This window comes from Anaerolineales bacterium (assembly GCA_022866145.1).
Taxonomy (GTDB): Bacteria; Chloroflexota; Anaerolineae; order Anaerolineales; family E44-bin32; genus PFL42.
Window position 1 is genome coordinate 1 of the sequence record JALHUE010000271.1, and the last position, 12,109, is coordinate 12,109.

The 12,109-nt window shown below is 66.1% G+C and carries 12 protein-coding genes; all 12 read left to right on the top strand.

Translation table 11 applies throughout. The annotated features are described in order from the left end of the window. A partial coding sequence (gene moaA, locus MUO23_08355) for a GTP 3',8-cyclase MoaA (protein ID MCJ7512967.1) occupies positions 1-994 on the top strand: 994 nt, incomplete at its 5' end. Positions 995-1,191: 197 nt separating this feature from the next. Then, positions 1,192-1,437, top strand: coding sequence for a hypothetical protein (locus tag MUO23_08360; protein ID MCJ7512968.1), 246 nt, complete (start codon positions 1,192-1,194; stop codon positions 1,435-1,437). Positions 1,438-1,665: 228 nt separating this feature from the next. Continuing rightward, complete coding sequence (locus MUO23_08365; GenBank protein MCJ7512969.1) at positions 1,666-2,676, top strand: flippase-like domain-containing protein; 1,011 nt, start codon at positions 1,666-1,668, stop codon at positions 2,674-2,676. Then, positions 2,673-4,040, top strand: a complete 1,368-nt coding sequence (locus MUO23_08370) for an NAD(P)/FAD-dependent oxidoreductase (protein ID MCJ7512970.1) — start codon at positions 2,673-2,675, stop codon at positions 4,038-4,040. Before MUO23_08365 ends, MUO23_08370 begins: the two co-directional genes overlap by 4 nt. Positions 4,041-4,084: 44 nt before the next feature. Further along, positions 4,085-4,588 carry a hypothetical protein gene (locus MUO23_08375; GenBank protein MCJ7512971.1) on the top strand — a complete coding sequence of 168 codons (504 nt, stop codon included), beginning with the start codon at positions 4,085-4,087 and terminating at the stop codon, positions 4,586-4,588. A gap of 99 nt (positions 4,589-4,687) precedes the next feature. Beyond that, positions 4,688-5,815, top strand: coding sequence for an aminopeptidase (locus MUO23_08380; protein ID MCJ7512972.1), 1,128 nt, complete (start codon positions 4,688-4,690; stop codon positions 5,813-5,815). Between the two features lie 144 nt (positions 5,816-5,959). Next, a complete protein-coding gene (locus tag MUO23_08385; protein ID MCJ7512973.1) occupies positions 5,960-7,684 on the top strand; it encodes a hypothetical protein in 1,725 nt (574 codons plus the stop codon). Between the two features lie 335 nt (positions 7,685-8,019). Then, complete coding sequence (gene hypA / locus MUO23_08390) at positions 8,020-8,397, top strand: hydrogenase maturation nickel metallochaperone HypA (GenBank protein MCJ7512974.1); 378 nt, start codon at positions 8,020-8,022, stop codon at positions 8,395-8,397. Next, on the top strand, positions 8,394-9,089 hold the full coding sequence (gene hypB, locus MUO23_08395; GenBank protein MCJ7512975.1) for a hydrogenase nickel incorporation protein HypB: 696 nt from the start codon (positions 8,394-8,396) through the stop codon (positions 9,087-9,089). The genes hypA and hypB overlap by 4 nt, the downstream gene beginning before the upstream one ends. Beyond that, positions 9,086-11,419: a carbamoyltransferase HypF gene (hypF, locus tag MUO23_08400; GenBank protein ID MCJ7512976.1), complete on the top strand. Its 2,334-nt coding sequence runs from the start codon at positions 9,086-9,088 to the stop codon at positions 11,417-11,419. Before hypB ends, hypF begins: the two co-directional genes overlap by 4 nt. Before the next feature lie 118 nt (positions 11,420-11,537). After that, complete coding sequence (locus MUO23_08405; protein MCJ7512977.1) at positions 11,538-11,789, top strand: HypC/HybG/HupF family hydrogenase formation chaperone; 252 nt, start codon at positions 11,538-11,540, stop codon at positions 11,787-11,789. Next, on the top strand, positions 11,786-12,109 hold a 324-nt coding region (locus tag MUO23_08410; protein MCJ7512978.1), incomplete at its 3' end, for a hydrogenase formation protein HypD. The genes MUO23_08405 and MUO23_08410, both read left to right, overlap by 4 nt.

Below are 12,109 nucleotides of genomic sequence, written 5' to 3' on the forward strand. Positions count from 1 at the left end.
CGACAGCCTCTCCCGCCCCCTACGCGACCTGCGCATCTCGGTCACCGACCGCTGCAATTTTCGCTGCGTCTATTGCATGCCGCGCGAGATCTTCGGGCGCGACTACCAGTTCCTGGATCGCTCAGAGCTTCTGACGTTCGAGGAGATCACCCGCCTGGCCCGGGTGTTGGCCGGTTTGGGGGTGTCCAAGGTCCGCCTGACCGGCGGTGAGCCGCTGGTCCGACGGGATATCGAGCAACTCGTGGCGATGCTGGCCGAGATCCCGGGGCTGGATCTGACCATGACCACCAACGGCTCGCTGCTGCCTCGCCAGGCAGCCGGGCTGCGGCGCGCCGGCCTGCAGCGGGTGACCGTCAGCCTGGACTCGCTGGATGACCGCATCTTCACCGCCATGAACGATGTTGACTTCCCGGTGGCGCGTGTGCTGGAGGGGATCCGGGCAGCGGCCGAGGCTGGCCTGGCGCCGATCAAGGTCAACATGGTAGTCAAGCGCGGCGCGAACGTAGACAGCCTGCTTCCGATGGCGGAGTACTTTCGCGGCACCGGGCACATCTTGCGCTTCATCGAGTATATGGACGTTGGCCAGACCAATGGCTGGCGCCTGGACGATGTCGTCCCGGCGGCGGAGATCGTGCGCCTAATCGACGGCCGCTACCCGCTCGAGCCGCTGGAGGCGCGCTACCGAGGTGAGGTCGCCCGACGCTGGCGCTACCGCGATGGGCAGGGCGAGATCGGGGTGATCGCCTCGGTCACCCAGGCCTTCTGCCGCGACTGCTCCCGGGCACGACTGTCGGCGGAGGGCCAGCTGTTCACCTGCCTATTCGCCATCAAGGGGCATGATCTGCGAGCCCTGCTACGGCAGGGCGCCAGCGACGCCGACCTGGCGGAGCACATCCGTAGGATCTGGACCGTCCGGGCCGACCGCTACTCCGAGATTCGCTCGTCGGAGACCGCCGGGCTGCCCCGGGTCGAGATGTCGTACATCGGCGGCTGACCGGTGCCGGAGAGCAGAGCAAGCGTCAGGTAAGCGTACGTTGACAGGCCTGGTGTTTGAGCCTATACTGCCTTCACTACCACCAGGAGGGCTTGCCGCTGTGAGCGGAGCCGGTCGACAATTGAGGTGCGCAATCTAGAGGCACGCGGGCTTTGGCCCTCGTGCCTTTTTGTTTGCAGACCGTAAAAGGAGTTGCCATGGACTACGGGATGATTGGCAAGATCGAGAAAGCCAAGCGCTATGCCGAGGAGCGCGAGCGGATCCAGTTTGAGTCGTTCAGGGCCACCTTCGATGGGGACAACAACCCGCATTCAGTGGTCTACGAGAACGGAACTTGGCACTGCGACTGCGAGTTCTTTTCTCGCCGAGGCGTGTGCAGCCATAGCATGGCGCTGGAGCGCATCCTCGAGCGCATGATCCTGGTCGCCGCTGAAGCTGCCTGACGGCTTGTCTGGGAACCGATTGTGCCGGGCACCTCATAAGGGGTGCCCGGTTGTGTTTCTTCCCCGTGATAGAATGCCGCAACCCCACCGCGCCCGAAGCTCCCGTCAGCCTTTGTGGCAGGCGGGCGCATGGGCTGGCGGGCCTCAGCCGCCGCCTCAGGTCCGGGGCGTGCGCCCCCGGACGGGCTTGTCGGTCTGCCGCCCGTCGGGTCGCTCGTTGGAGGCCGCTTGAGAAAATGGCGGATGTGGTTGGGCTTCGCCCTGAGCGCCCTCTTGCTCTATCTGGCACTTGGGGGACTGCAGCTCGACCAGGTCCTAATGGCCTTGCGGCGGGCACACTACGGTTGGCTGGTCCCGGGCATCGCGGTCTACTTCGTCGGACTGGCGGTGCGCGCCTGGCGATGGCACTACCTGCTGCGCCCGATCAAGGACGTGCCCACGGTACGCTTGTTCCCGATTACGGCCATCGGCTACATGGGCAACAACATCTACCCGCTACGCGCCGGGGAACTACTGCGGGTCTACCTGCTGCGGCGCATGGAGGCCATCCCGATCTCGGTTTCGCTGGCTACGATCCTGGTGGAGCGCGCCTTTGATGGATTGGTGATGCTCGGGTTTGTGTTTCTCAACCTGTCGGAGCTGGAGGGGCTGACCGCCTCCTCGGGAATTGTCGGCAGCATTCGAGCGATCGCCTTGCTCGGGGCCGGAGTCTTCCTGCTGGCGACGCTGGCCCTCTTCCTGATGGCGATCTTCCCGGCGCCGACGTTGCGCCTGATCACCGGTTTGGCCCGGGTGCTGCCGGCGGGCCCGGCTGCCAAGGTCAGCGGGTTCTTTGAGCGCTTCCTGCAAGGACTGGCATTCATGCGCTCGCCGATCGACGTCTTGATGGTGCTGCTGACTTCGGTGGTGATCTGGCTGCTGGAAACCGGCAAGTATTGGTTTGTTATGCACGCCTTCAACTTCCGCCTGAGCTTCTTCGCCTTGATGCTGATGAACGGCGTGGTCAACCTCGCGACCACGATTCCTTCGGCGCCGGGATATCTGGGCACCTTCGATGCCCCGGGGATCGCGGTGCTGCAGGCGTATGGCATTCCAGCCAACATTGCTGCCGGCTACACGCTGGTGCTGCATGCCGCCCTCTGGCTGCCGGTCACGTTGCTGGGTCTGTACTTCATGGCTCGCTACAGCCTGAGTCTGCGCAAGGTGCGGGCCGAGATGGCCCAGGAGCCCCCGACATGAAGGTCGCCGTCATCGGCGCCGGCGCCGGCGGGCTGAGCGCCGCCTACGATCTGGTGGCAGCCGGGGCACAGGTCACGGTCTTCGAGGCGGCAGACCAGGTGGGCGGCCTGGCGGCTGGGTTCAGGCTGCCGCGCTGGGAATGGTCGGTCGAGCAGTTCTATCATCACTGGTTCGCCAGTGATCGCGAAGTCCTGCGTCTGGCACAGGAACTGGGCGTGCGCCACAAAGTCACTTTTCCCTGGCCGAGCACCGCCGCCTACCATCAGGGACGCTTCTACGTCCTCGACGGCCCCCTGACGGCGGCTCTGCCGGGCCCACCCTGGCTGGACCGCCTGCCCGGCGCCGGGCTGCTGGCGCGCGGCCTGCATGCGCTCCGCTTCCCGGCGCTCTCCCTCAGCGACACCCTGCGCTTTGGACGGATGGGACTGTACCTGACGCGCACGAGCAACTGGAAGCCTTTGGAGGCCCATCGGGCGCATGAGTGGCTCTCCCGGCGCAGCGGCGCCCATGGCTACCAGGTCCTGTGGCAGCCGCTGCTCGAGGGCAAGTTCGGGCCGCACTATCGTGACGTCAACATGGCCTGGTTCTGGGCACGGGTGAAGGCTCGCACGCCTCGCCTCGGGACGTTCGAGGGCGGCTTCCAGGCGTTTCTCGATGTGCTGGCAGACAAAGTCCAGGCTGACGGCGTCCAACTGCGGCTGCGCGCCCCTGTCCTGCGCATCGACCCCGGACTACACGGCGGGATCACCCTTCAGCTCAGCGACGGTGCCGAGACCTTCGACCACTGCCTGGTCACCTCGTCACCCGGCCTGCTGGCTCGGCTGGCGCCTGCGCTGCCCGCCGAATACCTCCAGGGTCTGCTGGCGCTGCGCTCGATGGGGTCGATCTCGTTGGTGCTTGCGCTGCGACACCAGCTCTCGACCCAGGGCTTCTACTGGCACAACCTGCCCAAGGCGGCCGGCTTTCCTTTTCTGGCGCTGGTCGAACACACGAATTTCGTCTCCCCCTTGTTCTTCGGCGGAGACCATATCGTCTACTGTGGCGACTACCTGGATCCGGATCACGAGTACTTTTCGCTCAGCAAGGAGGACCTTCTGGAGCGGTTCCTGCCCTGCCTGCAGCGCTTCAATCCGGACTTTGAGCCGTCGTGGGTGCGGGACGCCTGGCTGTTTCGCACCCCCTATGCCCAACCCGTTCCCGGCGTGAATCACTCGCGCCTGATTCCGCCGCTGCACACCCCAATCCCCAGCCTGTGGTACGCAAGCATGAGCCAGGTCTATCCGTGGGACCGAGGGACCAACTTTGCCATCCAGATCGCCCGCCAGGCGGCGAGCAGGATCCTGGCCGCCGGTACCCTGGGCTGAGGCTTCCCCCAGGGGGCGGCGGTAGCAGAGCTGAGGCTGGCTTGATGCCTCCTGAGAAGACGCTGGGCATGCGCGCCCTCGAACGGGAGGGAATCCCCTACGCCCCGCTCTACTTTCCCGAAAGCATCCACGATGCGCTGGGGGTTGCTGAACACTGCGGCCTCCCGCCTGAGCAGGTGTACAAAACGCTGGTGGTCGAGGTCCCCAATTCGGCGAGACGGCAGCCTCCGTCGTTTGTCCTGGTGCTGGTGCCCGGCGGCCGGAGCCTCGACCTCAAGCAAGCCGCAGTCGGCCTGGGGGTCAAGCGGGTTGCGATGGCCCGGCAGGATGACGCCGAGCGCCTCACCGGATTGAAAGTGGGCGGCATCTCGGCGCTGGGCCTGCTCGGAAAAGGGATTCGCGTCTACCTCGACGATAGCGCCCGTGAGCTCGACGAAATCGTCGTCAGCGCCGGCCGCCGGGGGATCAACCTCACGCTGCGCCGGGCCGATTTCATGCGACTCACCGGAGCGAAGTGGCTGAGGGCCAGTACGCAAATGCCGGGCTGAGCCTGCCCCGAAGGCGCAGGCCGTCGAGGACACCCGGCGCGGAGGGTATAATCCTCTTCCCCGCCATGGAATCTCGACCAAACCCTGCAAGGAGTTCGTATGTTGGATCCACGCACCGCGCAACTGGCAAGGCTGATCATCGAGTACTCGACGCGCATCCGAGAGGGGGACCGGGTCCTGCTGTATGGCGAGACCCCCGCCGAGCCTTTCTTCCGGTCATTGTTCGTCGAGGTGCTCAGAGCCGGAGGGCACCCGCATCTCCTGGTCAACTTCTCAGGCATGGTCACCGGCACCGGCTTCGACGAAGACTTCCTGGCTCTCGCCAGCGAGAAGCAGCTGGACCACCCGGCCACCTTCTATGAGCAGGCTTACGAGAACTTCGACTCGCGGGTGCGTATCTACTCGCAGTCCAACACCAAGGCCCTGACCGGCGCCGACGGCGCCAAGCTGTCGCGGCGGCGGAAGGCAATGGCCGGGATCCTGCGCACTCAGATGCGCCGCGGCGCAGCCGGGGAGCTGCGTTGGATGACCACGCTCTTTCCGACGCAGGCCTATGCCCAGGACGCAGAGATGAGCCTGGAGGGCTTCGAGGACTTCGTGTACCGCGCCTGCCATGTCGATGGAGGCGAGGGCGATCCGGTGGGGTACTGGAAGAAGGTGCAGGCCAATCAGGATTCGATTGCAGCCGGACTCAACGGACATGACCAGGTGATCGTGCGCGGCGAGAATGTAGACCTGGCGTTGTCGGTCAAGGATCGACGATTCATTAACGCCGCCGGCGAGCACAACATGCCCGATGGGGAGGTGTTCACCGGACCGGTAGAGAACTCGGTAAACGGTTGGATCCGCTTTGCCTTCCCGGCGGTGTACCAGGGAAACGAAGTCGAAGGCGTCGAGCTCCGCTTCGAGGCCGGGCGGGTCGTGGAGGCCAAGGCGGCGAAGAACCAATCCTTTCTGCTGCGGATGCTGGATACCGACCCCGGGGCGCGCTATTTGGGGGAGTTCGCCTTCGGCCTGAACTTCGGGATCGACCGGCACATCAAGAACATCCTGTTTGACGAGAAAATCGGGGGCACGATGCACCTGGCCCTGGGCGCCGGCTACCCGGATACAGGCAACAATAACCAGAGCGCCATCCACTGGGATCTGATCTGCGACATGCGCACCGGGTCGGAGGTAACCGTCGACGGGCAGGTCGTCTACCGCGATGGCCGATTCGTCATGTAAGACCCTGCGCCGGGCCGGGAACAGCCCGAGCTCGGGTCTGGCGGACACCCGAGATCTATTCCCCGCCGCCCCGGAAGGGGTTGGGCTCACGACCTGAGTCCAGGTTCGATTGCCGGATCTCGGCGCAGTATGGGAGAGGCTTCTGTGACCCGAACCCTCGTTCTCCTGGCTTGTCTGACCGTGGTCGTGGCTGGGTGTTCTTCCCAGCCGGCGCCGACGGCGACGACACCGCCGACCGTGGCCCGTCCCAGCCACACGCCTCCCCCCACGGCCACGGCCGTGGTCACCCCCACGGTGGAGGCCCAGACGCCACAGGGCGAACCGCTGCCGTCCGAGCGCGGCAAGCTGTTCTCCGGCTCCGGCGCCTGCGCCGGGTGCCACACCGGCATGGTGGACGAGGGTGGGAACGATGTCTCGATCGATCGGCTGTGGCGTTCGACCTTGATGGCCAACGCCGCCCGCGATCCGTATTGGCAGGCGTCCGTTCGGGCGGAGGTATCCCTGCGGCCTGAGATCCGGCCGGAGATCGAGAGCAGCTGTTCGCGCTGCCACATGCCGATGGGGCATGTCACGGCACAGACCGAGGGGGAAGACCCGGCAGTGCTGGACGAGGGATTCCTGCGGGAGGACCACCCGCTGCACACCTTGGCGATGGATGGCGTGTCCTGCGCCCTGTGCCATCAGATTCGCGAGGATGGCCTCGGGCTGCCGGACAGCTACAACGGCGGCTTCGTGATTGATACGGAGACCCCGGCGGGTGGCCGCCTGAACTTCGGCCCGTTCACCATCGATGAGGCCCAGAGCGCCTTGATGCAGGGCGCCTCGGGCTACCTTCCGGTGCAGGGCCTGCACCTGTCTCGATCTGAGATGTGCGCCACCTGCCACACACTGTACACGCCGATTCTGGATGCTCAGGGTGAGGTCGTGGGCGAATTCCCCGAGCAGGTCCCGTATCTGGAGTGGTTCTACAGCTCGTACCGCAACAGCGCTGCCTGTCAAGACTGCCACATGCCGGAGGCGGAGGGCGGGGTGCGGATCTCCGCCACCAGCACCAACCTGCGCAGCCCAGTGTCAAGGCACGACATTGTCGGGGGCAATGTGTACCTGCTGGAGATGCTTAAGACCTTCGGCGTCGAGATCGGCGTGACCGCTTCCAGCGAGCAGTTCGATGACACCATCCAGGCCACGTTGGCCCTGCTGCAGCAGCAGACGGCGACGGTTGCCCTGGAAGAGATCAAGCTCGTCGGGGACTACCTGTCGGCGGAAGTGGTGATCGAGAACAATGCCGGTCACAAGTTCCCGACCAGCTTCCCCTCGCGGCGGGCGTGGCTGCACATCTCGGTCGAGGATGCCGGCGGAAAAGTGCTCTTCGAGTCGGGAGGGGTAAACCCCGATGGCTCGATCACCGGCAACGACAACGATCTGGATCCGGGCGCCTTCGAGCAGCACTACCAGGCGATTGTGCAGCCGGAGCAGGTGCAGATCTACGAGGCCATCCTCAAGGACACCGAAGAGGACGTCACGACGTCGGTCCTCAGCGCCGCTGGATTCTTCAAGGACAATCGCCTGCTGCCCTGGGGATTCGAGAAGTCCGCGCCCTACGAGGACATCATGGTGCGCGGGGAGGCGAGGGAGGACGGGGACTTCGACGAGGGCGGCGATCGGGTCGGCCTGGCGTTGCGGCTGCCCTCGGCCCAGGCACCGCTGACGCTACAGGTGGAGTTGTTGTATCAGCCGATCGGCTACCGTTGGGCCGAGAACTTGCGGACGATCGATGGGCCGGAGGTTGAGCGCTTCCTGGAGTACTACGATTCGCTCCCGAACACGCCGGTGGTGATCGCCAACGCCAGCCAGGTGATCGAGCGCTGAGGACTCGCGACCGGAGGCGGTCTCGGCCCAGGACCCTTGCCCTGGGTGCCCGCCTGGGCGGGCGAACCATGCCCACGGCCGGGGAGCGCAAGGATACGACCTGTCTTCCCCAACACAACTTGGCCCAACTCGAGCCTGTCTACCGCCTTCATTCATACATAACTGACAACACGCAGTCGTTGCTCAATGGCCTCGGCGTCGGCCAGGATGACCCAGACAGACTCGCGGCCCAGACCCGGGACCTGGCAATACGGAGTGGATTCGTGGCCATTGGGTGACACATGCCACTCCCTGGGGGAGATGGGGGAAAGTATGCTGGGGAGCGTCGGGAGGCCATGCACGAGCTGTCCGTCACCCAAAGCCTGCTCGAGATTGCCCTGCGCCACGCTCGGGAAGCCGGTGCGCAGCGGGTCACTGACCTTTACCTGGTGATCGGGGACTGGTCGTCGATCGTCGACGATTCGGTCCAGTTCTACTGGGACCTGGTGGCCCAGGGGACGGAGGCCGAAGGCGCCCGGCTGCATTTTGAGCGCATCCCGGCCCGGGCCATTTGCACCGACTGCCAGCGGGAATTTGCACCGGGCGGGGGAAGCCTGCTCTGTCCGGGCTGCGGTGGCAGCCGCCTGCGGCTACTGGCCGGGGACCAGTTGCATCTGGAATCGATCGGCATCGAGCCCGTTCCCCAGGCCAGGGCGCACGCGGAGAGCGAATGACCGAACGAGTGAACGTCGGTGAAGCGATCCTCGGCGCCAACGACAGGCTAGCTGCCGACAATCGCCGGATGCTCGATCAAGCCGGCGTGTTCTCGCTCAACCTGATGGCTTCGCCCGGCGCCGGCAAGACGTCGTTGATCGAGCGTACACTGGCAGCGTTGGCTCGAAGCGTGCGGGTCGGGGTAATCGATGGCGACATCGCCACCAGCCTGGACGCCGATCGCGCCGCCGCCGCCGGCGCCGAGGCCATCCAGGTCAACACCGGGGGCGAGTGCCATCTGGATGCCGTGATGATCCAGCCGGCGCTGCAGCGCCTGAGCCTGGACAGCCTGGACCTGCTGATCGTCGAAAACGTCGGCAACCTGGTATGCCCGGCGAGCTTCGCCCTGGGCACACATAAGAACGTTCTGATCGCCTCGGTACCCGAGGGCGCCGACAAGCCACATAAGTATCCGGGGATGTATCGGGGCATCCAGGCCCTGGTGTTGAACAAGATCGACCTGCTGCCCTATGTCGAATTCGACCAGGCCTTCTTCCAGCAAGGCGTGGAAGCGCTCAACCCGGGAGTGGTCACCTTTCCTCTTTCCTGCCGCACCGGCGAAGGCCTGACCGCCTGGCTGGCCTGGATCGAGGCCGAGGTGCGTCAGTTTCGCCAGGCGCATCCCCGAAAGGGGGCGCTGCAGCAGCCATGAAGACCGGCAGAACGCGGGCTCCGACGGAGCAAGAGGGGTTGCGGATTCATGTTACCGGAGTCGTGCAGGGGGTCGGCTTCCGGCCGTTTGTGTACTCCCTGGCGCAGCGCCTGGCGCTGACCGGCTGGGTGCGCAACACGGCCGGGGGCGTCGAGATCGAGGCCGACGGTCAGCCGCCGGCGTTGCAGGCGTTCGTCGAGGGCCTGCGCCGGGAAGCACCGCCGCTGGCGCGCATCGACAAAATCGACGTCGAGAGCCGGGCGACCGACGGGTTCGAGGCTTTCTCGATCCTGGCCTCTCAGCCCGACCCGAAGGCCTTCCAGCCGATCGCCCCCGATGTCGGGATCTGCAATGACTGCCTGCGCGAGCTGCGCGACCCGTCCGACCGCCGCTACCGCTACCCATTCATCAACTGCACGAACTGTGGTCCACGCTTCACGATTATCCTGGGCATTCCGTACGACCGTCCTAACACGACCATGAGGCATTTCGATCTTTGCCCGGAATGCGACGCCGAGTACGCCGATCCGGCCGACCGTCGCTTCCACGCCCAGCCCGTCGCCTGTCCGACGTGCGGCCCCCACGTGTGGCTCGAGGCGCAGGGGGCGCCATCGTTCGAAGGCGAGGCCGCGCTGCAAGCGGCGCGGCGCCTGCTGGCCGAGGGCAAGATCTTAGCGGTCAAGGGACTGGGTGGGTTTCACCTGGCGGTGGATGCGCTCGATCCCAGGGCGGTCGAACGCCTGCGCCAGCGCAAGCTTCGGGTTGACAAGGCGTTTGCGGTGATGCTGCCGGACCTAGAGGCCATCGAGCGTCACTGCTTGCTCGGGGAGGCTGAGCGGGCGCTGCTCTGCGGCTGGGAGCGGCCGATCGTGATCTGCCGGCGGAGACCGGACTCGACAATCGCTGCCTCGCTGGCACCGGGCCAGGCAACCCTCGGCGTGATGCTGCCCTACACGCCGCTGCATCATCTGCTGATCGAGCCGGCCTCGGGCTTCCCGGAGGCGCTGGTCATGACCAGCGGCAACCTGAGCGAGGAACCGATCGCAACCGACAATGACCAGGCCCGCCAGACCCTGGCACCTCTGGCCGATGCCTTCTTGATGCACGACCGGCCGATCCACGTCCGCTGCGACGACTCGGTGCTGCGCTCATTCGACGGGCAGGTGTACCCCCTGCGCCGCTCGCGCGGGTTCGCACCCTATCCCATCCAGCTGCCCTGGGAGGCGCCGTCCATCCTGGGCGCAGGGCCCGAGCTGAAGAACACCTTCTGCCTGAACCGAAAGTCGTATGCCTTCCTCAGCCATCACATCGGCGACCTGGAGAACTACGAAACCCTTGAGTCGTATCGCGACGGCATCGCCCACCTTGAGCGCCTGTTCCGGGTCAAGCCCCAGGCGATCGCCTACGATCTGCACCCGGACTACCTGGCGACGCGCTACGCCCATGAGCGGGCGGAGAGCGAGGGGCTCCCTCTGATCGGCGTGCAGCATCATCACGCCCACATCGCCGCCGGCATGGCTGAACATGGCCTGCCCATCGGGGCGCAAGTGATCGGCGTGGCGCTGGATGGCACCGGCTTCGGCGAGGACGGCACGATCTGGGGCGGCGAGGTCCTGCTCGCCGGCTACGCCGGCTACGAGCGCTTGTTCCACCTGCGGCCGGTGCCGATGCCCGGCAGCGAGGCCGCCGTACGCCAGCCGTGGCGCATGGCGCTGTCGTGGCTGCAGGCAGCCGGGATCCCCTGGGACCGCGATCTTCCGAGCGTTGAGGCGGCTGGGGAGCAAGGCCTGGCCGCCGTGAGGACCATGCTGGATCCTCAATCGCCCCTGGCGGCGATGCAGCCGCGCACCTCCAGTATGGGCCGGCTGTTCGACGCCGCGGCAGCGCTCGCCGGAATCCGCCAGCAGGTGAACTATGAGGCCCAGGCGGCGATTGAATTCGAGGCGGTGCTCGATCCGGCTGAGCCTGGGTACTACTCGCTGCAGGTCAGCGGCAGCCTGATCGATCCAGCCCCGGCGCTCCAGCGCCTGGTGGCAGACCGACGGGCGGGCGTTCCAGCTTCGATCGTCTCGGCTCGCTTCCATCGAGGAGTGGCGTTGGGCATGGTCGAGGTCTGCGAGCGAGCCCGCTCGGCTACGGCGGTCGCGACCGTCGTGCTCAGCGGCGGGGTGTGGCAGAATGTGGCCTTGCTGGAGCTGACCGTCCCGGCGCTGCGGGCCAGGGGGTTCAGCGTGCTGGTGCATCGCAAAGTGCCGGCCAACGATGGCGGCGTGTCGTTGGGGCAGGTGGCCGTGGCCGCCGCCCGGCTGAGCCAGGGCGGACGTGACTGATGGCGGCTGGCCGCGCCAGTGGCTGAGGGTATTCGGGCAGATCTGCCGGAGGCGCGGCCTGGGCGCCGGTCGCGAGCTCTCGGCGAGGTCCGGAATGCATTCGAGTGGAGGCAGGTAGATGTGTCTGGCGATCCCCGGTAGGATCCTCGAGATCTACGACAGCGGCGGCCTGCGCATGGGTCGCCTGGACTTCGGTGGAACGGTGCGCGAGTGCTGCCTGACGTACGTGCCGGAGGCCGAAGTTGGGAGCTACGCCATCATACACGTCGGCTTCGCCATCAGCCAGTTGAGCGAGAGCGAGGCCATGGCGACCCTGGAGTTGCTGCGCCAAATCGGCGAGCTGGACCTCGAGGACGGCGAGGCGGCGTGAAGTACCTGACCGAATTCCGCGAGGCGGCCCTGACGCGTGTCGTGCTGGACGAAATCGCGCGCGCGGTCACTCGTCCGTGGGTGATCATGGAAATCTGCGGCGGGCAGACGCATGCCATCGTGCGCCACGGGTTGGACCAGCTGCTCCCCCGGGAGATCGAGCTGGTGCACGGGCCGGGATGCCCGGTGTGTGTCACGCCGCTGGAATTGATCGACAAGGCGCTGGCGATCGCCGCCCAGCCGAATGTGATCTTCACCTCCTTCGGCGACATGCTGCGCGTGCCGGGCTCCGGCCAGGATCTGTTTCACGTGCGCGCCGCC